The sequence below is a fragment of the Chitinophaga sp. CF418 genome (assembly GCF_900142925.1).
Lineage (GTDB): Bacteria > Bacteroidota > Bacteroidia > Chitinophagales > Chitinophagaceae > Chitinophaga.
Window position 1 is genome coordinate 406,588 of record NZ_FRCN01000004.1, and the last position, 21,879, is coordinate 428,466.

The window sequence follows — 21,879 nt, forward strand, 5'->3', positions numbered from 1 at the left end:
TACAATACATGGATTATATGCTACGGGTACTGCGGGTTAGTACAAAATCCTAATAACACGGGAGACAAGCTGCTGCTGTTGCAGACAATACGGTCTGGCCGAAAATAGCATGTTCCAGTTAGATAACAAAACAGGGAATAAAAAGTTAAGGATGGGGGAACGAACAGGCTCAGCTACCTACCAGTCTTTCCTGCATAGCTTTAACGATGGCGCCGGAACGGGAATTTACATCCAGCTTGCGATAGATATTCATAATGTGTGAGCGTACGGTGCCTACGCTGATGTGGCAATGTTCAGCTATTTTTTTATAGGTATCTCCATTTACAAGACAATCCAGTACTTCGAGCTCACGGGGCGACAGGCCATAACGGTGGTCATGACTGTAGGTCGTCTTACGGTTAAAAAAGGCCAATACCTTTTGCACCGCGAGGATGTTGGTTTGCATGGCAGCTTCGTATACCTGGGAAAAGAAATTGGTCAGGGAGACCGGTGGATTCAATGATACATTACGTGGATGAACGTTGGCTACAGAAAATTCATTGCCATGGGCGGTGAACAGTATGATATTCATGTCAGGGTATGCTGCTTTTAATATACCGGCGGCCTCTGTGGGCGTTAGTCCGGGTATATCCATGTCCATGAATATGACGTTGCTTATATCTTTCGCTAACTGTTGGATAAGTTGTTTGGCTTCGCCCTGTCCTTCCGCATCTAAAGCATCGGCTTCATCAGTCTGCCCAGCGCTGTTACGCCTCACATTTTTCATAATGTTCTTTTTGGGTTTGAAATGTTGCGAAACCTCCTGCCGGTAACTGTAAATACTGGTGATCGTCTAATAGTATGGCACAATATGTTAAAACTGGCTAGATTTCATGGTTTCACATACCTGAAACAAATTTGATACAAATACCAGCAGTAGTCAATCGGATAAGTATATGATTTTTCAATAAATACTAATAAACAAATTATTCAATATTAAAAATATCCCAAAATGAAAAGCCGGATATCTGGCCATAGAAGAGTTTGACATAGGTGTAACGCGGAGTAATTTATGTCAGCAATTTACAGGTAAATACTGAAAAAACTAGTCATGTCTTGCAAGGTTCTGAAACAAGTTGTAAGTCATTGGACGATATCTTAAAAGTGAGGCGTCCTTAACAATCGGTTAACCACGGATTCAAAATATTATCTCTAGTTTTGATATAAATAACCCTTTTTAGTACTGATTATCAAATATTTTATTTTGTTGCGGTTTATCGATATTCTTGCCATTCTGAAATCCGCAACGGTTGACATGTGAATGTTCAGGGCCCTTACCCATCAGTTGGTAAGGGCTCTTTTTTGCCCCCTGTTGAAATATTTATTATCTCCTGTTGAAATACGATTTATGTGCGTCCCCCCATTCCCGTTCCGGGACGGTTCGTCGTGGTTCCCATGCCTTTGCCATGCCTTTACCATGCCTTTACCATGCCGCTAGCTTGACATGTGACGATTCCGAACTGGGGCCTTCTATGGTATAATAGGGTCCGACTTCACTTGAGATTCGCTTCGACTTCCTATCTATAGGCTCTCTGGGCCTGCATTACAATAGCTTTTGTATAGCGTTGGCTATAGAACAGTGCCTATAATGCTATAGTAGAGAGCCTATAGGCTATAGCCTCAGCCGAATTTCCAAGACTGGTCAAGCGAATAAGGACCTCTTTGATAGCTTTTTGGCACCTAACGGCCTCAGATATAAACACACGATCCCATGGGCGAACAATGCACGCCCCCGGTCATCATCAGGCTGCAAACATGCGACCCCTGACAGGGTTGATTGATGTTTTGTTGTGGTTACCGGATTCCCCCGGGGGTATCCTTAGGTTATAAACAGAGAATCTGGCGGAGCTAATGACCCCGGATATACACATTTCATATACACATTTCATATACGCCTTATACGTCTTGTAATTCGCTGCATTCAGCCCGCCTGAGGCGGGCGTCATGTTTACAGCCCCTGATGCAATCCCGGGGATATAAGGATTAAACAAGGATATAGCTTCGTTTCTCCTATGTCCATCTTACGTTCATCTTAGGTTCAAAGACGTAGGATGAACGTAAGTTGGACATAGGAGAAACGAAGCTTGTACGATGTTAAATGCAGTTAAAAGCGAATCCAAACCGGGGTAAGAAGCACCCATTTATATCGTAGGGAGAGCATAAGTAGCAGCGGTTTCAGATGGGAATGGCGGGCCTTCGGCTCTCCGGTGACACGACAGATGCTGTTCAATCCATATTCAAAATCCTATTCGATTGACAACGCTCAATAACCTTCCAGAGAGGCGCCGACCGACATCCCATACTGAAACCGAGCTACTTAGCGTGAATAAAAGAATTACGAGCCTATTCAGGCTGGCCTTCAACCATGTTTTTTATCTTATTAGCCCTCAGGATGATGTTTACCCTCATTAGGATATACATGCTTCCTTATGTAATTCCGCGGCATTCCGACCCCGACAGGAGCTACATGTTTGTAGCCCTGGGTGATAATTCCCGGGATTCTCAGGCTCCTTACAACCAATGGGCGCTGATCGTGCCTGTCTGTCTTTCCCGCTGGGAAATAAGCCCTGTCCGCATGTGGATATAGTCATCACAGATACCCGCAATGTGGTGCAGGTTGATCATAAACTTGCGCCTTACTGCCAGGAAGCGATCATGTGGCAGGCATGCCCAGATCTTCTCGGGAGTGTCTTCAGCAATAACGTGTGAATGAGCGAGGTGGAGTACGCAGCCGTCTGCACGGATCTCGACAAACTGAAGTTCCTGCAGAGGTATTCTGATACGCTGGCCTTTGGAGTGTACATGAAATACAGTGTGGTGTTTCATTTTATCTGGAGCGGTGGTTATGGCTGATGTAAAGTTTTTTAATAGCATACAGTTTTAAAACTAGCAGGTAACTGAATAGAAACCTGCGTACAGAAGCTTATGAAATCTAAACCGTCTTATGAGAAAAGTATTTTGAAAGTTTGTTCGTTTGGATGTATGAGGAAAGGTATAAAGGATTCATCAACGGGTGGTTAACTCCCTGTTAATGGAATAGTTAATACGGAGTTAACTGCGGAGTGTCGGACTCCGCAGCAATTCCGTTCAGGCAAGGGAAATCCCCTGCAGATGCAAATAAGAGCAGGAGGAAAACGAGTTAGGGCAGTAAGAACGAAATATCCGTAAACATTGCCTGAATGGCTAACAAGGCAAGCGTCAGGTTTTTTACGAAACGAATATTGAATCCGCCTTTTTCCGAATAGTAGTAGCTTTCCTTATAACGGTCATACGCTATAGGAGCTCCCAGCTCTTTCATCATTTTTAGAAATTCAAATAATGTTCTTTCGGAAATACGCAATCTTTTGGCAAGATGGGCGGGTTTTCCGGTTCCTTTGATCCTGATCAGGTAATCAATGGTCTGCAGTCTTTCAAAATAACGTTTAGGCATGCTGGCATAGTGGGGTTTACAATGAACAGATTAAATTATAATTGCTTTTTGCTTCCTGGTCCGCATCGGCTTTCTCCGGGCTAATGTTGTGAGTAGCCATAATGTTTGTGTCTTTTTGTATCGATTGCTGAATGCTATGATGATATTTTTCTTTTGGCAACGGCATCTTCATAAGACTTTAATTGATCCGGATCATACAAACAGGGCCCACCGTTTCCGGTAGTTATAAGTGTAATTTTCATAAACATATATTTTGAGGGTATACGATCAACTCAAATTCGCATAAAAGACGGCCCTTATGCAAGCTAAAAAAATGTACTGCTATTTTGTTGCAGCCCTGCTGGTTTTTGATGTTGTATTTCATATATCAAGAATAAACTCCCCCGGTTGAAACCTGGGGAGTATTCATCAAAAACCAACCATTAAAAGTCTCTTCCACCACGGTTTTCGTCCGCACAGATCCACAACCGGGTAATGTCTTCTGTAAAAAATATTTATCCATTATAGCTGTAACCTTCAGATAACTTTTAAAACTCCCAGGTAGATACCTGAGGGCTGTATCCATGGCTGACAAATAGTGGTATATCCTTTAACTTTCTTTCGCTGCATCACTACGTTGTAATACTACAATACGCGCCGCAGATTTTAGTTAATAAGATGTTAACGGAACAAAATTGTCCACCTCGCCTTAGCTAAGCTCATGTATATGAAAGATTTATAAAAGAGGGCAAGTGGAACGTTTTAGCACGAAAACAAGGGGAGTTAACATGCAGTTAAGTCAAAAGAGTGACTTAACGTTGTACGATATATGAGAGTATCTGTTGTACTACGCCAGAGGCATCATCATTATAATGATGTCCACCGGGCAAGACTACCTGCTTATAATTACTAATGGTAAGCGTCTTACTGTCGAAATCCTTTTCGTCCTGTCCGAATATCAGCAACAACGGTTTACCGGTAATATTATTCATCGCTGCAGGTACGTTCATACTACCGGGCGTACTTGTCCTGCCCAGCATATCTGATATATGCACCACCATATCTGTACTGGCAGAGGGAGACATAAAGACCAGGTGATGTACCTGCTCCTGCAACACCGCAGGAAGCTTATGATAAATGAATGGCAGCACATCTGCTCCCATAGAATAACCCACGAAGATAAACGAGTGATTGTTCCACTGCCCCGCATAATATTGCATCAGCGCCGCCACATCAGCAGCAGCCTGTTCCGGTGTCTTTTTACTCCAGAAGTATTTTAATGCATTCAGCCCGATAACAGGATATCCCTTACCGGCCAGCATATTCACCATATCTACGGAAAACTTCTTCATTCCCCCGTCACCGGTGATATAAAACACCACAGGATGATTTGCCAGGGGTACCGCAGGCACCTTCACCGTTACGGGCAATTTACTGATGTCACTTTGTGCTTCCACTGACATTGCGCCGGCCATGATGGCCAGCAATAGCAACACATACTTTCCTCTTCTCATATTATTCCTGTTTATGCTCTCATCACCTTACTCAATGCACCTGGCAACTGGATAAGATCAAAGTCATGCCCGTATACAAGGTACTTATTGGACCACTCTGTTGCATACTTCTCCTTGAACTCACGCAAACCGTGATAATGGCGGAAAGCTTTTATTTTTTCATAAGCAAATTTCACTACCTGTTCGGCTGTATTCTGCGGCTGGCTAATACCCGACATTGGCACCAGGCCCAGGTTGAGATATTGTAATCCCTTCTCCTTTGCATCCTGTATCAGGGCAATGATCAGTGCATCCATACAGCCCCCCGGGGCATCTGTCCGCTTGCGGATCAGATCGTAGGTACACTCACCCGGAGCATAATCGGGGATAATGTTAAGGAACGCCGCTATCCGGCCTTCCGGATCTGTTACTGTAATAACGTCTTGCTCGAGGATCTCATCTGCGTCAAACAGCCCCTGTGAGAATGTCATCTCTTTTACATCATACTGTTCCAGCCACTCGTCTGACACTTCCTTTAGCTCATCCACCAACGCAGGTGACAAAGGTGCTGTATGGACCGTCGTAATATATCCCTTGGCAGCAAGACTGTTCAAACCGTTGCGTAATGACTTCCTGTCCTTTCCACTCAGTGTGAATGCGGAAACATCCACTATCCCCTCCTGCCCTATCAGCAGTTTCTTTTTACGAAGATGTTCAAAGTAGTACATGCTCTGCTCATCTACCCGGTAGAAGGCAGGTTTTAAGCCCATTTTAAGGCACTGCTTTTCAAATTCCTGCAGCAGAGGCAGTTTCACCTCATCAGCACACACCGGCTCTTCCAGCACAACGGCAAAGCCATTCGCAATACGATAGGCAATAAAGCCATGGTATTCGTCAGATACATATAACAACTTATCATCTCCCACCTTAAAGTGGTCCATGGCAGAACTCCCGTACTGGCTCAGGTAATAGTGCGCCTTTTCCGCCGCCGCATTACTGTGTTTACCCGCGGGCAGGTAAGGCCGGATAATGGTGTAGAACAAAAAAGTCCAGGCGCTCACGCCCAATACACGGATGGCGCTCAGGAATTCCTGTCCGAAACGGGTAAGCGGATGCAAGCCATCATCTTCCAATAACAGGAATCCATGGAAGGATGCCTGCAATGAACGTAACCAGGTGAACTCCATCCCGAAATGGCGGGCATGAAGAAAATAAAAGCCCACCGTCCCAAAAATGAGCACTACCAGCAAGGTAGCAACAGCCGTTACCACACCAATATTCATCAGTTGCCGGTTACTCTTCAGCCGGTACTGGCCGGCGGTAATGATCAGGATAATAGACGTGCCTAATGCCAGTGATGCTTCCTCATAGTCCAGCGCCTTGCTCATATGCCCGAACACCGACAACAGCGATACACACAACGCCACGACCCACGCATTCCGCAATCCGCGGAACAGAAAGGTGGCCGTCACCAGCAGTATCAGTCCGAAAAACACTACCAGCAGGTTGGAAGCATGGATGCTTTCCACCGGTATATAAGTTCTCAGCATCCTTAAACGGCCTCTGAGTGGCGGCGTGAGCACGGAAAAGATATTCACCATCCCCAGCAAAAAAATGAGCACCGGGGGAATTAACCGTAGTATCAGTTGTTTTCCTTTCAGCAGAAAGGCAACCACTCCGGCAACCAGTGGCAGCCAGAATTCAAAAAGACGGTATAATAAGGTTATTTCCAGCGCTTGTAATGATGTGAAGCCATAGTTGGTCAGCAGATAGGCGAGAGACAATTCTATAGCCCCTAAACCGCGTAAAAACGGGGATACGATCAGGAAGATGGTGGCAACAATGTATCCCACACAGGCCGCCTCCAGGGAAGGTGTGGCGCCTGTAGCCATCATACTGATGTACAGGTGGGCAATCCCCACGATCTCAATCCCGGCGGAAACCAGGATAGTATGGACAAAAGAGGTTCGATTCAGGTTAAAGGCGAAGATCTCATCCACATGACTTACCACACCCGGGAAATACTTCGCCATCAGGTTATAGGCTGCACCTCTGGTTTGCATAGACCGCACGAGCCAGGCTACACCACCCAGCACCCCGCAAATAGCAACTAGGCCTCCCACTGCTTCAAACATCGACTCATCGTGCAGAATGGCATATCCTACTACAGGAATCCCTACCAGGAACACGGAAAATATACCGGTAAACCCGTAGATACCCGATGCCTGATGTACCTGTTGTTTATTGATGTGACTACGGCGAAGATTTTGTGGCAGATAGGCCAGTGAGCTGACGCCTCCCGCAGGTAAGAAAATACTTAGCAGATTCCTTTTCAGAAAGAGTTCAGTGCCAAGGTGCAGGTCCAGTTTTCCGCCTACAGAACGGAAGCTGTAACGGTACATCAATGCCTGCATCAGGATATAAGCTCCTGTTAACAGGATGCCTGCAATCACCCACAGGCGGTTTGCCTTTTCTATAGCAGGGCCGAGTGCGTACAATTCGTGCCGTTGTTGCCGGAAAAAGTAGATGGCAAGTAATATGAACAGTACAGCTAATAATTCTTTCCAATGCAACTTCCGCATCAATGTTCCGAGGTCCAGTTTATCTTTCAACGCCATTACAGGTTAGGTTTAATGGAGAAATGTTCACTACATTATTCCACAAAACTACGGGGAAGTTGAGAGGCAAAACCAGGGGAACGCTACTTTAATGAGATTTTAAGGCTATGTTTATGGACAAAGGGGCCACCAGTAAGGGGATAAGGAACAACAGTCTCTGCCACACAATGGAGGGCGGATTAACCTGTTTTTAAGCTGTTATTAAAGAAAAAAGGTGATGACTATAAGTCACCACCTTTTGATAATGTTTGCGCTCTGAGCGGATTAATAACTGTTGCAGTCCTGCTGCCCCGTCCCCGTGTATCGAATGCTTTAAAGCGGATCGTACCTTTTTCGGTGACTGGGCCTGTATAGATCTTACTCTTGTTATCAGGTTCCTTTCCATCCGTCGTGTAACGTAAGGTGAAACCCGGCAGCTGTATATTGGCGGAAACTGCGCCATTGTTCAACTGAAGTCCCGGTGTAGGGATGCGGTAATTGTAACCACCATTGTAATGATCCAGTCTTACCAGTTCTCTTTTACCCACTACATTCACAAAAGTATTCCAGGCCTTGTTATATAATTCCTCACTGCGGGCACTGTCTTTCTCTGTTGCCCACTCAGGGTTCTCTGCCCAGGCACGTTCCGCCAGCCCCAATAACTTAGGCAGGATCATATATTCCATACGTGCGGAATTCTTGACTGTTTCACTCCACAACAATCCCTGTACCCCCACGATATTGTCTGCACCATAAGCCGTCAGCGGATCTTTTCCTTTGAAGATATCCGGGCTCAGACGGTTGCCCAATGCATCGACTTTTGAATTTTTGTAATAATTCTCAGGGATGAAATAGAATGGTTTGTCAATATCAACAAAACCGCCCCAATAGAATCCTGGTTCTTCGAAAGACTTCATATAGGCCATATCGAAATACAGATTGCTTACGCCCGACAGTACTACTTTATAATTTGCATTGGCCAGCCTGTAAGCCAGGTCTTCTGCGCCACCGCCCATTACATTGTTCCATACATCCACCATGAATGCATTGTTGCTGAAGTCCGGATTAGGGATATAATGTTGTTTTCCGTCAACACTGGTCTTACGCATGCCCATCTCTTCCCATCCGTATTGTTTAAGCCCACGTGCTTTCAGCAATGAATACACTTTACTGTAATAGTAATACCACAGGTCATCTGTGTTCTTAATTGTCTTGTCCTGTTGCATTAAAGCCTGCACCACTGGCGATTTTGTCCATACGCCGGCAGGTACTTCATCACCGCCCATATGTACATATTCCAGGGGCGCACCTGCTTCCTTGTAATAAGCCTGCAGCGCTTCCACTACCTTATCAAGGAAAGTATATACTGATGGCAGGGCTACGTTGATCACATTATCATTCCAATTCTGCACAGAATGATATACCGATTTATCCTGCAGGTCTGACAACAGGTATTGTGTTGCTTCTGCATTCTTTCCCTCTGCCTGTAATTTCGCATAACGTGCTTCCATCGCTTTTACTGCTGCACGTGCGTGACCAGGTGTTTCTATTTCAGGAATGACAGTAATATGCCTGTCTGTAGCATACTTCAATATTTCCAGGAAATCCTGTTTTGTATAAAAGCCGCTGCCTGCTGTATCTGTTACATCAGGACCGGAACCATAGGAAGGCAGCAGGTGCTCCTTTTCATCCACGCCATGTCCGCGACGGCCGCCTACGGCTGTCAATTCAGGCAGCGAAGGTATTTCCAGTCTCCACCCCTCATCATCAGTGAGGTGAAAGTGTAATACGTTCAGTTTATAAAGTGCCATTAACTCCAGCAGGCGTAATACATCCTGTTTACTGTGGAAGTTGCGGGACACATCGAGCATAAAGGCGCGATATCCGTAACGGGGTGCATCCTTTACCTGTATGGCAGGCACCTGTACTGTTTTCTGTACGCCAGCCCAGGAAGCAGGAGGCAATATACTTTTCAGGGTCTGGATGCCGTAGAAGATACCTGCGCCATCGGCAGCCCTGATAGTCACGCCCTGAGATGTTACCTGCAGGGAGTAAGCCTCCGGCGCCAGACTGGCATCCTGTTCTAAAGTAACACCGCCGCCACTGCCTGCTGTTGGTTTAGCCCCCAGCAGTTTTCCCAGCTCATCCGCCAGATAAGCAGCCTCTTTTGCAAATGCAGGCGTTGCATTGATCTGTATACCGGCCTGTAGCGCATAAGCGCCTGTACCGGGGATAACTTCCTGCGGTGTGGGGAATACCAGTGGCAACTGTTCAGCAGGAATATCCATGATATTCTTATTCTGGGCATACACATCCGCCGGAGTGGTCAGCGCGGTTTTATCGCCCGGGAAGCGCAGATATTGTTTAGGCTGAGTGGACGGACGTATTTCCAGCGGGGCTAAGCGATATCCTTTAGCCGGTTCCTTGTCCCATACCAGGTACAGCCCGTCAGGCGCATCTGTAAAGTTCACCGCCCATGCTTCTGCTACCATTTCTATGCGCAGGGAATCGCCCGGGGCAATACCCTTGCTATTGTCAGCCGGAGATATTTTATACAGGTCACCGTTCACATGTGCGGCCGTTACACCGCCGGTAGTAGCACCTTCCTTAATTGATCTTACGAAGTTGAAATACAGCTGCCAGCCCTTTGCGGGGAAAGCAGTCTTACCCTTGTTTACAATGGTAAAGGCAGAAAGAAACTCGGCCTTCCCCTGGTGGTTGTTTTCCACTACTTCCCATGAAACTTTGATCCTGGAGGCGTCAAACGGCGCCTGTGCATGCGAGGGCGCTACCGCTCCTGTGAGCAGGCCACATGCTAATATCAGATGGCGAAATTGCATAAGCTGAAATAAGTTGTCCCGTAAGATAAGGTTATACCCATTTAAAACAAACTGATATTGTCCCGGTTTTTCGGCAGTTGATCTGTTTCAGACAGATGGCACAGTTATTAGGATAGCATAAGCATCTGTTCATCAAAACCTGGATATTATGAATACAGATTTTTCGCACTGGGGAGACCTTATATGGGATAAGCTGCACCGGTGGACGACCGCAGGTATTAAAATGCTTCCCAATATGGCAGTAGCCATCTTCGTAGTGGTCGCCTTTTTCCTGCTGGCCCGGATCATTAAAATGCTGGTGTATAAATTTGTATTAAAACTATCCGATACCCCTGCGTTGAGCGGCCTGTTTGCCAACCTTGCTTCCATCATCATCACCCTGATCGGCCTATTTGTGGCGCTGGATGTACTCAAACTGGAAAAGGCGGTTTCCTCCCTGCTGGCAGGCGCCGGCATCATTGGTCTGGCCCTCGGCTTTGCGTTCCAGGACCTGACAGCCAATTTCATATCAGGCATCTTCATCACCTTCCGCAGGCCTTTTGAAGTAGGTCACCAGATAGAAACAAACGGCTTTTGCGGCAGTGTGGAAGAAATCCAGCTTCGTTCTACCCTGATCCGTACCCTCGATGGACTCCATGTCATCATTCCCAATAAAGAGATCTTTCAGAAACCGATCATTAACCATTCTCTCACGCCTGAACGGAGAACAGAAATTACTTTCAACGTACCCGCCGTACATGAAAGTGCGTTAGAAATCCGGCGCCTGGTCGCCGACGCACTGAAAGGTGTGGATAAACTGCCGGAGCACAAAACGCCTGAGGTTTATTTCACTAATATAGACGGCGCCAACCTGAAAGTGACGGTGTCCTGCTGGATCGTGAATGGGGATATCCGAAGTTTTGAGAACACGAAAAACGAGATCATTATGAAGATCACAACAGTGTTAAAGAACAATAAGCTGATCTGATTTTTCCTAACTTAGCTGCCTTATTAAAGGGAGCTTATATATGAAAGGATTTATTGCTTTTACGGTGGTCAGTTTGGCTTTCATTACCTGTCTGGGATATTTCTTTCCCTGGACCTGGTGGTTATTGGTACTGATATTACCATTGATTGTCATGGGGTTGATCGATATAACCCAGCGAAAACATGCTATTATGCGCAACTACCCTATAGTGGGCCGTCTGCGTTATTTTATGGAAGATATCCGTCCCAAGATATACCAATACTTCGTGGAAAGTGATATTGATGGCAGCCCGGTAAATCGTGTGGACCGTTCTACCATTTACCAGCGTGCCAAAAGGGAACTGAACTCCCAACCATTTGGTACACAGTTCAATGTATACGCCGAAGGCTATGAATGGATGGCTCATTCCATTCAGCCCAGGGCCTTTGAGAAAATGAATAAGGACCCACGGGTGCTGATCGGGGGGAATGATTGTACACAACCTTATTCTGCCAGCATCCTGAATGTTTCCGCTATGAGTTACGGATCTCTCAGTTCCAATGCGGTACAGGCACTGAACGGAGGTGCTAAACTGGGTAATTTCGCTCACAATACCGGCGAAGGTGGCATCAGCGAGCATCACCTGACACAGGGTGGCGATATTATCTGGCAGATTGGTACCGGGTATTTCGGTTGTCGTACTGCTGACGGTAATTTTGATGAGAAGCTCTTCTCAGAAAAATGCGCCACTCCTCAGATTAAAATGGTTGAACTAAAGATCTCCCAGGGAGCCAAACCTGGCCATGGAGGGATCTTGCCAGCTTCAAAGAATACACCTGAAATTGCGGCCATCCGTCATGTAAAACCGCATACTACCGTCGCTTCTCCTCCTTATCATACCGCCTTCAATACGCCCAGGCAGATGATGCAGTTCATCTCCCGTATGCGTCAGTTGAGTGGGGGAAAACCGGTAGGTTTTAAGCTCTGTATCGGGCAGAAAAGAGAGTTCCATGCCATCTGTAAGGCAATGCTGGAAACAGGCTGTTATCCGGACTTTATTACGGTGGATGGTGGTGAAGGCGGTACCGGTGCTGCACCTCCTGAATTCTCCAACTCTGTAGGGATGCCGCTGATGGACGCATTGGCTTTTGTACATGATACCCTGACTGGTTACAATATCCGCGGTAAAGTAAAAGTGATCGCTTCCGGTAAGATACTGACCGGTTTCCACATCCTTCGTGCAATGGCCCTGGGCGCAGATGCCTGCAACAGCGCCCGTGCTATGATGATGGCCCTCGGTTGTATACAGGCGCTGGTATGTAATACCAACCGCTGTCCTACAGGCGTGGCTACCCAGGACAAATGGCTGATGGCCGGCCTGGTAATAGACGACAAAAAACACCGCGTATCCAATTATCACCAGGATACCATTGAAAGCGCCATAGAACTGGCTGCTGCCGCTGGTCTGGAAACACCACACCACATTACCCGCAGCCATATTTCCCGCCGTGTGTTCATGAACCAGGTAAAAACATTCGAAGAAATATATCCCAGCACACCCGCCGGTTCATTACTGACCGGACAAGAGATGGAGACTGTGAGCATAGACGCATGGTAAAAGCCTGACAATTAAGGATCAGGAATTTAATGCCGGAATACTCATCCGCCACTAATTCCTGATTCTTAATTCCTGTTTTTTTTATTTACATTCATGTCTCGACCAAAATTGTTGCCCGCACATGAATGCCCGCATTCCGATATTATGTCTATTCCTGCTGATCAATCTGTTCAATACCTATGATGTATCCGCTCAGGAACGTACCTCTACCGACAGCATTGTACTTCGTTATGCAGACACCACTGCATCCCCTTCCGGATATTTCCTGGTGAAATTTGACGTATTCCCCGGCGATGCCCTGCTACAACAACATGGGTTGACGAGATCACTGAGTCCCCAACATCATATCCTGCAACAGGCACAGTTTGATTCTGTTGAAGCGAAACATGTTGTAAAGATCTATCCTGCCAATCATAACTGGAAATGTAGTGATGCGCTGGTCAGGGATGTGAGTACATTACAATTGCAGGATAGCCTGCTGGTACAGGTGTCGTTTAACAATACTGTTAATACCCTCCGATATTGCCGGCCACTGTCAGCGGCATCGTCCTACCCTGTAGTGATAGCAGCTGTGAAGATGAGAGACTGGGCTTTATTTACCGCTCAACACAACGTGCGCTTTGTAGACAGGTTGCGGACTGCGCGTACAGAGGTCGCTATCTTTAATGCGCTGCCTTCCGTTGATTACATCAATGCCCTCCATCAGCAATATCCTACCTTACAAGGCGATAAACATACTGTAGGCCTGAAAGAAGAATGGTTTGATACAACTGATATCGATCTTTTAGGAAAAGCGGTTCCTTCTCCGCTCGCTGCCAATACTGTCAATCCGCATGCTACCATGATGGCGACGCTTATTGCAGGTTTTGGAAATACAGGGCCCAGTGGCAAAGGTGTTGCTGTAAAAGCAAAGCTTAGTTCTTCCGATTATCAGCGTCTGCTACCAGATGAGAATAACTATTTTAAGAATGCTGGTATTACTGTACAGAATCATTCCTATGGCACTTCTCTTGAGAACTATTACGGAGCAGAAGCCGTAGCATACGATCAGCAGATATATACGCTGGATACGCTGCTACATATTTTCTCTTCGGGCAATATCGGCAATACCGCTCCAACAGATGGCACTTACAGGGGATTGGCAGGTTATGCCAATCTTAGTGGTACATTTAAACAGGCAAAGAATGTGCTGGTGGTGGGAGGAATTGATACTGGTTATAATGTTCCGCTACTTAGTTCCAAAGGTCCTGCCTTTGACGGCCGCATCTACCCACAGCTGGTGGCTTACGGACAAGCCGGCACCTCTGATGCGGCGGCGACTACAACAGGTATTACAACCCTTGTACAGGAGGCTTTCCAACAGGAATATAGTGTGACGCCGGCTGCCGCTATGGTAAAAGCCATACTGGTCAACAGCGCGGATGATATTAATACTCCCGGGCCGGATTATAGCAGCGGATACGGCCTACTGAATGCTATCGCAGCAGTGCGTACCATCAAAGACAAGCGGCTTTTTTCCGGCGAGGTCACTACAGGCAATACAGCTGTTATCCCTGTCAATGTACCGTCCAATACCGCCAGGTTGAAGATCACGCTTAGCTGGAATGATCCTGCTGCTACGGAGAATGTTAGTAAAGCTTTGCTCAATGACCTGGACCTATCTGTTACAGATAATGTAGGTAATAGTTATCTTCCCTGGCTGCTGAGCACTTTTCCTGCTGCCGATTCACTTACAGCCCCTGCCCGCCGTGGCAGGGATAGTCTGAATAACCTGGAGCAGGTATCCATTGAACTGCCTGCAGTGGGAACAGTGAATATCAGGGTCCATGCCCGGCAGCTGTCCTCAGGTACCATCCAACGCTTTCATATTGCCTGGCAGGCTATTCCCCTGTCTTCCTTTGAATGGCAATACCCTGCCGCCGGCGAACAACTGAGCGCTGGAGACAATATTGCGGTACGCTGGCGTACACCACATACCGGTAATGGCACACTTTCCTTTAGTGCAGACAGTGGGCTTACCTGGATACCGATAGCTGCTGATATTCCCCTGGCAGGTGCAAACAGCCGCTGGAATATTCCCGGCATTTTCAGTAAGGGATTACTGCGGATGAGCACCGCGGATACCAGCTGGACAAGTAATTATTTCAATATATCTGCGCCAATCGCGATCAATGTAGGATATAACTGTCCTGATACGCTGCAGATAAACTGGAAAGGTGTTGATCATGCTTCCGCTTATGAGATATATACGCTGAAAGGGCAGGTGCTGTCTCCTGTCACGACTACGACAGACACCATCCTGCTGATATCCAAAGCACAGCTTTCCTCACCTTATATTTCAGTGGTACCGGTACATAAAGATGGCTGGGCCGGATTGCAGGGTCCTACTTACAACTATGAGCAACAGGGTGTTTATTGTTTCTTTCGCCAGGTACTGGCAGATGTGCTGGCAGACAACAGTGTTGATATTACCGTGGTGCTCAACGCAGGGTACAAGGTGAAAAAGATCTATTGGGAACGCTTACAGGGCAGCGATTTCATCACACTTTCCAGCCTGGATATCATTCCGGACGGCCAGGATAACATGGCTCTTTATAAAGATCATCCCGGCCATTCTGGTATCTTTTATTATCGTGTGAGGCTGGAATTAACTGATGGCCGTTCTATTTATTCGGATGTACAGTCTGTGCAGATATTGATCAACCAGGACTTCCACTTGTTCCCTGTACCGGCTTCACAACAACTGACTCTACTTAGTAGCCGCCTGGGAGATTTCCAGATACGCTTTACAGATATGAACGGCCGCACTGTGTTTACCCGTCCACTGACGCAAATGCGGGAAACTTATTCGCTGAAAGGAATGGCTGCGGGCGTTTATATCTGCGTGATCTATGAAGGAAAGCAGAAAATATTTACAAAGCGGTTTGTGAAAATAACGGATTAATATATTGCAGTGGGTTTTCAGATGGGATGCGGAAAGTATTGACAGTTTGTGAAATTGATGGTTTAACACATTGCAGCGGGTTTTCAGATGGGACCTCTGGCTGTAGTTCTTTGAAGTTCCTAAGCATTTAGCTGTAGGATGCGTACGGGCAGTAGTTATCTATTTAACTCCCGTCAAGCGTATCAGCATACTTCAAACAACTAAGGCCAGAGATCTCCATCTGAACCCACTGCTGGTTGCAGACGTCCAATTGTAGTCTGGCTTAATATTTCTTAGACTGTATTTGTATTGGAAAACAACTGCAATTATCTTCAGACTAATACTAACCGGACTTCACTTCATGCTAGTTGATCTTCGTACCAATTTATCTTTATGTTATTTGATCTTCACTACAAACAGGTTGCTGGTAATATCTCCGGGACGTAATCCGGATAAGTTAATCACGCAGTCTTTACCTTGCTGCTGCCATGTTATTGCTTTATTACAGCCGAGTATCACTGCTTTCGCCTGTTTTGCCGGTGTGAAATCTTTTATTCGTAATTGCGGTTCATAGCCGGTAGCTATACAATACAGTGCGTCATCTTTCTTCGTAAAGAACATCTCAATATGTGCATGTTCTTTAGATGGCTTTACCATCTTTGCAACATTGTAGTCTGACATGAAACTGGCTTCTTTCACCTGTGGACGCTTTCCTGCACTCCACTGCCGTGTCTCTTTCCATGACTTTGTATTGTAAATCGCTTCTCCGTTCACTTCCAGCCATGCGCCCATATCCACGAGTCGTTGCTGCATGATTACTGGTATACGGCCATCGGCAGTGGGGCCTATATCCAGCAGCAGGTTCCCACCACGGGACACTATATCCACCAGCAGTACGATCAGGTCATTACTCTTTTTATAATCATTCACAGTCTCCATACGGTTATAGCCGTAGGAATTACCGATACCCTGGCTTTCTTCCCATACTACACCGGGCTGCATGCCACTTCCATATTCAGAGGTAAGATAGGTAGCGCCATTGTTGTGCCCTCTTGTATTGCTCCCCCAGCGGTCGTCTACTGCTACTTCATCTTTCACAGGAGATTCATTAAATAACCAGGCCAGTAGTTCTGTGCTGCGCCAGGCGGTATCTGACTGTTCCCATTCACCATCAGAAAAGATCACAGAAGGTTTATAACGTGTTACAAGATCTTTGAACTGTGGCGTCATTACATTTTTTACATAGCTGGCTCTGTCCTTTTTCCACAGTGGGTTGAACCACTCGTAGAGAGAGTAGTAGTAGCCCATTTTCAAACCAGCTTTTCTTACCTCATTGGTCAGATCTCCCAGCAGATCTCTTTTAGGGGTACCTGTTACCGCATTCCAGGGCCGTCCCCATACGGAATCTGCCTGTTTGTTATCCCACAGGCAATATCCTTCATGGTGTTTGGAAGTCAGCACCACATATTTAGCACCTGAACGGCGGAACACGTCGGCCCATTGGGCAGGATCAAATAAGGAGGCATTGAACTGTGATTCAAACTGCTGATAACTGAAATCCTTGCCATAATTTTTATCATGAAAAGCCCTTACTTTCTGATGTGTTTCGTCCTTTGCACCATCCAGTTGATACCAGTACCATTCGGAATAACCACCCGGCCCTACCACGGCAAAGGAAGGAACGGCATACACACCCCAGTGTATGAAGATGCCAAACTTGGCTTCATTGAACCAGGCAGGGATACCGCGTTTGTTCAGGGACGCCCAGTCAGCGGTGTATTGTTGTGCCGCAAGTGGCGCACAGCCGATAAAAAAAGCCGCTGCATAAAGGAAGAGTTTTTTCATAACAGTAGTTGATAGATGAGACCATGAATTGATAAATACCGAAATTGATTAACGTCCTTAAATATAGAATGACAGGGTATGAATTCCTAATAGCATCTGCACAGGGACCGGTATAATATTAGTCTTTCCCTGATAGTCCCAAACCATCCTTTTCAGTCAGGCAAGACGCGACCTGTACAAGCAGCTATTTCAGGAAAACCAGCGCAACGATACTTATAGTTGGCCGTCGATGCGGTCATGCAATGAGATCAATAACAACTTTCGTCGATCTGCAGGACTTTCACTCAATATTCCTCATTCCTTTGAAATATGAAAGCCTCTCCGGTTATACCAGAGAGGCTTTTATAAGTATTTTATCATCAGCGGTCCCTTACATTTCCAGGGCGCCGGCTGCTGCTTCATCCACAAACCAGTGCAGCTCTCCATCCTGTGGACGGATCAGCTGGGAAGGGAATTTTTCCGCATTGAAGTCGCCTTCTATCACACTTTTCAGTGTCAGGGCTTTACCGGTACCGGTAGCCATGAATATAACACAGGCTGCCTCATTTACAACAGGTGCTGTCAGTGTGATACGGAACATATCCTGTGCTTTCAGGAAGAACGCTTTTACCCAGGCTTTTTTCTCATGTACTACTTCTGTACCGGGGAAGAGGGACAGGGTATGTCCATCATCTCCCATACCTAACAGTACGAGATCAAAAGTTGTGTCGCTGTCTTTGAAGTATTGCTGCAGGATCTTTTCATATTCTACAGCAGCAGCTTCAGGTTCAATATCCGTGCGCATTACATGGATATTTTCTGAAGGCACTCCTACCACGTTCAGCAGGGTTTCGTAGGCCATGCGCGCATTATTACGCTCATCTTCAAAAGGTACCGCCCTTTCATCTCCCCAGAAGAAGTGGATCCTCTCCCATGGAATGATCAGTTTATACGGCTCTTTGGTGAGCAGCGTATACAGCTGTTTAGGCGTGCTTCCTCCGGAGAGGGCAAATGTGAAGATAGGCTGGTCCTGCAGCACTTCCTGGATATAATTGCTGATCCATGCGGCCAGGTTCTCGCTCAGTTCCTGGGTGTTCTTGGCTATATGTAATTCCATTGCTCTTATTTAGGTAAGTTGATCCAGGCGTGACCATCTCTTGCGATCAGGGCGTCTGCATCTTCAGGTCCCCAGGAATCAGGTGCATAGTTAGGAAAATCTACCGGCGTACGGGATTCCCATGTTTCCAGTATAGGCATTACCACTTTCCAGGCAGCTTCTACCTGGTCTGCACGCATGAACAGGGTCGCATCCCCTTCCATTACGTCCAGCAGCAGTGTTTCATATGCTTCAGGTGCATGGTCGTCACCATATTGGCGGTCGAAGTTAAAGACCATTTCTACCGGATCCAGTTCCATGCTTTGACCCGGACGTTTTGCCTGGAAGCGGATGCGGATATCCATTTCAGGCTGTATGCTGATGGTCAGGCGGTTAGGACGCCAGGTTTCTGCTGATTCGGCAGGGAACGCGTAGTGCGGCGCCTGGCGGAACTGCAGGGTGATATTAGTCGCCTTCTGGTGCATGTTCTTACCGGTACGTACGTAGAACGGTACGCCCTGCCAGCGCCAGTTGTCAACATAGAACTTAACGGCAGCGTAAGTTTCAGTAGCAGATTCTTTATCTACGCCTTTCTCTTCACGGTAGCCCACTACCTGCTGGCCTTTTCTCCAGCCGGCAGAATACTGCCCGCGTACTGCGTTTTCGTGTATCTTATCTTTAGTGAATTTGCGGATAGCGTTCAGTACATCCACTTTCTTGTTACGGATCTCGTTCGCATCAAAAGATACAGGAGCTTCCATAGCAATCATACACATTACCTGCAGGATGTGGTTCTGTACCATATCGCGCAGTGCACCGGAACCTTCATAGTAACCACCGCGGCCTTCCAGACCCACAGTCTCGGAAGCTGTGATCTGTATATGATCGATGTAGTTGCGGTTCCATATTGGTTCGAACAGTGCATTGGCAAAGCGAAGTGCGATCAGGTTCTGCACTGTTTCTTTACCGAGGTAGTGGTCAATGCGGTAGATCTGTTCTTCGGAGAAGAGGCTTTGCAGCAATGTATTCAGGTCGTGAGCGCTCTGCAGATCGTGTCCGAATGGTTTTTCTATCACGATGCGGGTGTTACGCTTGTCACTGCACAGGTTCAGGCTACCCAGTTTCTGTGCGATGGCAGGCATCAGCTGAGGCGCTACCGACAGGTAGAATATAACGTTGGGATGTTCATTCCACTCTTCTTCCTTTACCTTCACATAGTCAGTGATGGCGCTATATGCCGACTGGTCTTCCGCATCCATCTGCAGGTAGCTTATGTGCTGGCTGAAATCTTTCCAGTGACCGTTCTGTTCTCCTTTACGGCGGGAAAATTTCTTGATACCATCCAGTAAGCGCTCGCGGTAAGCGTCATTATCATAGGGACTACGGCCGATACCGGCAATAGCAAATTTTTCCGGCATGTAGTTATCCAGGAACAGGTTGTATAAAGCCGGCGATAGTTTTCTGTAATTCAAGTCGCCGCTGCCGCCGAAGATGAAGACGATGGAGGCAGGCGGACGTTTATGATTTTGCATAACTCTATATTTTATGAGAGTGTCCATCACGCCTCAGGCGGACGGACACTCCAAAACTTTTTATTCACCCCATACAGTATGGAAACTGCCAGGTGCATCTATACGCTGATAGGTATGGGCGCCGAAGTAATCGCGCTGCGCCTGCACCAGGTTGGTAGGCATACGTTCTGTGCGGTAAGCATCGAAGTAAGCAAGAGCTGACATGATACCAGCAGCTGCGGTACCTGTCAGGGCTGCCTGTGCTACTACTGCACGTGTGTTTGTAATGGCATTCTCTACAAGGGCTGCTACGTCCTTGTTCAACAGGATATTTGGTAACTCAGGAGACGCTTTGTAAGCGGTGGTGTACACTTCCAGGAGGGTAGAACGGATGATACATCCACCTCTCCATACTTTCACTGCTTCAGGTAGCGGTATTTCCATCTGCAGCTCTCTGGAGGCCTGATGCAGCATAGCCAGCCCCTGTGCGTAGCTGATGATCACACCGAAGTACAGTGCATCGTGTACCTGTTGTATCCAGGTATCTACCGGTGTATTGAGTTTTGCATCTGCAGCTTTGTATAATGCAGCCGCCTGTACGCGTTCATCCTTGTAACCGGACAGGGTACGCAGGGCAACGGCGGTGTCTATTACCGGAACGGCAACAGGCAGTTCCATCGCATCCTGTGAAGTCCATTTACCGGTTCCTTTGGAACCCGCTTTATCGGAGATCACGTCCACCAGTCTTGCACTGGTCTTATCATCCTTCTGCAGGAAGATATCAGCGGTGATCTCTATGAGGAAAGATTGCAGATCGCCTTCATTCCAGGTTTTAAATACCTGGTGTAAACGGTCGTTATCCAGGCCAGCCTGTTTCAGCAATGCATAAGCCTCGCTGATCAGTTGCATGATGGAATACTCGATACCATTGTGTACCATTTTCACATAGTGACCGGCGCCTTCCTTACCCAGGTAAGCTACGCATGGTTCACCATTTACCTTTGCGGAAATTGCTTCCAGCATCGGCCTTACTTTCTCGTAAGCTTCCTTGTCGCCACCAGGCATGATGCTTGGTCCCGTACGGGCGCCTTTCTCCCCACCTGATACGCCGATGCCCATGAAATGAATACCTTTATCCCGCAGGTATTTTACCCGACGCAATGTATCTGTATAATGTGAGTTACCACCGTCGATCACCACATCACCTTTTTCCAGCAGGGGAATCAGTGATTCGATCACATCATCCACCGGCTGACCGGCTGGTACCAACATCATCAGCTTGCGCGGACGCTCCAGTAATTGTACCATGGTTGCCAGTTCTGCCACTCCCTTTACAGTAGTGCCAGCTGTAGCAGCCGATTCCAGAGCCCCGGTCTTGGTACTATCTTTATCAAAACCAATAACGGAAAAACCATGATCAGCCATGTTCAGTAAAAGGTTTCTACCCATTACGCCCAGACCAATCATGCCAAAATCGAATACGCTTTGTGCCATAAATTATCGTGTAAGTGCCTAAAAGAATGAAGTAAAAGTACGAATTATCAATTACCAATTACAATTACTATTAGATGACCTGACAAAAC

General features: G+C 46.8%; 13 protein-coding genes. 3 read left to right on the forward strand and 10 right to left on the reverse strand.

What is annotated here, in order from left to right:
• Positions 1-169 precede the first annotated feature (169 nt).
• From F3I09_RS11920 to F3I09_RS11945, 6 genes are all read right to left on the reverse strand, one after another.
• The gene (locus tag F3I09_RS11920) at positions 170-766 is read right to left on the reverse strand and encodes a response regulator transcription factor (RefSeq protein ID WP_149695247.1); all 597 of its coding nucleotides are present in this window, start codon (positions 764-766) and stop codon (positions 170-172) included.
• 1,784 nt (positions 767-2,550) lie between these two features.
• Positions 2,551-2,865, reverse strand: a complete 315-nt coding sequence (locus F3I09_RS11925; protein ID WP_188133772.1) for a LytTR family transcriptional regulator DNA-binding domain-containing protein — start codon at positions 2,863-2,865, stop codon at positions 2,551-2,553.
• Between the two features lie 313 nt (positions 2,866-3,178).
• The gene (locus F3I09_RS11930) at positions 3,179-3,469 is read right to left on the reverse strand and encodes a hypothetical protein (protein WP_149695249.1); all 291 of its coding nucleotides are present in this window, start codon (positions 3,467-3,469) and stop codon (positions 3,179-3,181) included.
• Between the two features lie 791 nt (positions 3,470-4,260).
• The gene (locus F3I09_RS11935) at positions 4,261-4,962 is read right to left on the reverse strand and encodes an AcvB/VirJ family lysyl-phosphatidylglycerol hydrolase (RefSeq protein WP_149695250.1); all 702 of its coding nucleotides are present in this window, start codon (positions 4,960-4,962) and stop codon (positions 4,261-4,263) included.
• 11 nt (positions 4,963-4,973) lie between these two features.
• Positions 4,974-7,559 (reverse strand): phosphatidylglycerol lysyltransferase domain-containing protein, encoded by a 2,586-nt coding sequence (locus F3I09_RS11940; protein WP_149695251.1) that lies wholly within the window; start codon positions 7,557-7,559, stop codon positions 4,974-4,976.
• Between the two features lie 221 nt (positions 7,560-7,780).
• The gene (locus tag F3I09_RS11945; RefSeq protein WP_149695252.1) at positions 7,781-10,378 is read right to left on the reverse strand and encodes a family 20 glycosylhydrolase; all 2,598 of its coding nucleotides are present in this window, start codon (positions 10,376-10,378) and stop codon (positions 7,781-7,783) included.
• A 148-nt stretch (positions 10,379-10,526) separates the two neighbouring features.
• Here F3I09_RS11945 and F3I09_RS11950 point away from each other — a divergent pair, with 148 nt between their 5' ends.
• The 3 genes from F3I09_RS11950 to F3I09_RS11960 all read left to right on the forward strand — a co-directional run bounded on the left by F3I09_RS11950 (position 10,527) and on the right by F3I09_RS11960 (position 15,886).
• The gene (locus F3I09_RS11950) at positions 10,527-11,345 is read left to right on the forward strand and encodes a mechanosensitive ion channel family protein (RefSeq protein ID WP_149695253.1); all 819 of its coding nucleotides are present in this window, start codon (positions 10,527-10,529) and stop codon (positions 11,343-11,345) included.
• Positions 11,346-11,385: 40 nt separating this feature from the next.
• The gene (locus F3I09_RS11955) at positions 11,386-12,942 is read left to right on the forward strand and encodes an FMN-binding glutamate synthase family protein (protein WP_149695254.1); all 1,557 of its coding nucleotides are present in this window, start codon (positions 11,386-11,388) and stop codon (positions 12,940-12,942) included.
• 121 nt (positions 12,943-13,063) lie between these two features.
• Positions 13,064-15,886 carry a S8 family peptidase gene (locus F3I09_RS11960; RefSeq protein ID WP_149695255.1) on the forward strand — a complete coding sequence of 941 codons (2,823 nt, stop codon included), beginning with the start codon at positions 13,064-13,066 and terminating at the stop codon, positions 15,884-15,886.
• A gap of 375 nt (positions 15,887-16,261) precedes the next feature.
• On the opposite strand, the gene F3I09_RS11965 is transcribed toward F3I09_RS11960, so the two are convergent.
• From F3I09_RS11965 to gndA, 4 genes are all read right to left on the reverse strand, one after another.
• Positions 16,262-17,710 (reverse strand): alpha-L-fucosidase, encoded by a 1,449-nt coding sequence (locus tag F3I09_RS11965; protein ID WP_149695256.1) that lies wholly within the window; start codon positions 17,708-17,710, stop codon positions 16,262-16,264.
• Between the two features lie 370 nt (positions 17,711-18,080).
• Positions 18,081-18,806 (reverse strand): 6-phosphogluconolactonase, encoded by a 726-nt coding sequence (gene pgl / locus F3I09_RS11970; RefSeq protein ID WP_149695257.1) that lies wholly within the window; start codon positions 18,804-18,806, stop codon positions 18,081-18,083.
• 5 nt (positions 18,807-18,811) lie between these two features.
• Positions 18,812-20,317: a glucose-6-phosphate dehydrogenase gene (zwf, locus tag F3I09_RS11975; protein ID WP_149695258.1), complete on the reverse strand. Its 1,506-nt coding sequence runs from the start codon at positions 20,315-20,317 to the stop codon at positions 18,812-18,814.
• Positions 20,318-20,377: 60 nt separating this feature from the next.
• Positions 20,378-21,790 carry an NADP-dependent phosphogluconate dehydrogenase gene (gene gndA, locus F3I09_RS11980; RefSeq protein ID WP_149695259.1) on the reverse strand — a complete coding sequence of 471 codons (1,413 nt, stop codon included), beginning with the start codon at positions 21,788-21,790 and terminating at the stop codon, positions 20,378-20,380.
• Positions 21,791-21,879: the final 89 nt, after the last annotated feature.

What these genes read in the sequence shown, in the direction of transcription:
- F3I09_RS11935 (WP_149695250.1), bottom strand. Translation starts at nt 4,962, where the DNA reads ATGAGAAGAGGAAAGTATGTGTTGCTATTGCTGGCCATCATGGCCGGC.
- F3I09_RS11930 (WP_149695249.1), bottom strand. Translation starts at nt 3,469, where the DNA reads ATGCCTAAACGTTATTTTGAAAGACTGCAGACCATTGATTACCTGATC.
- F3I09_RS11965 (WP_149695256.1), bottom strand. Translation starts at nt 17,710, where the DNA reads ATGAAAAAACTCTTCCTTTATGCAGCGGCTTTTTTTATCGGCTGTGCG.
- F3I09_RS11945 (WP_149695252.1), bottom strand. Translation starts at nt 10,378, where the DNA reads ATGCAATTTCGCCATCTGATATTAGCATGTGGCCTGCTCACAGGAGCG.
- zwf (WP_149695258.1), bottom strand. Translation starts at nt 20,317, where the DNA reads ATGCAAAATCATAAACGTCCGCCTGCCTCCATCGTCTTCATCTTCGGC.
- pgl (WP_149695257.1), bottom strand. Translation starts at nt 18,806, where the DNA reads ATGGAATTACATATAGCCAAGAACACCCAGGAACTGAGCGAGAACCTG.
- F3I09_RS11920 (WP_149695247.1), bottom strand. Translation starts at nt 766, where the DNA reads ATGAAAAATGTGAGGCGTAACAGCGCTGGGCAGACTGATGAAGCCGAT.
- F3I09_RS11960 (WP_149695255.1), top strand. Translation starts at nt 13,064, where the DNA reads ATGAATGCCCGCATTCCGATATTATGTCTATTCCTGCTGATCAATCTG.
- gndA (WP_149695259.1), bottom strand. Translation starts at nt 21,790, where the DNA reads ATGGCACAAAGCGTATTCGATTTTGGCATGATTGGTCTGGGCGTAATG.
- F3I09_RS11950 (WP_149695253.1), top strand. Translation starts at nt 10,527, where the DNA reads ATGAATACAGATTTTTCGCACTGGGGAGACCTTATATGGGATAAGCTG.
- F3I09_RS11940 (WP_149695251.1), bottom strand. Translation starts at nt 7,559, where the DNA reads ATGGCGTTGAAAGATAAACTGGACCTCGGAACATTGATGCGGAAGTTG.
- F3I09_RS11925 (WP_188133772.1), bottom strand. Translation starts at nt 2,865, where the DNA reads ATGAAACACCACACTGTATTTCATGTACACTCCAAAGGCCAGCGTATC.
- F3I09_RS11955 (WP_149695254.1), top strand. Translation starts at nt 11,386, where the DNA reads ATGAAAGGATTTATTGCTTTTACGGTGGTCAGTTTGGCTTTCATTACC.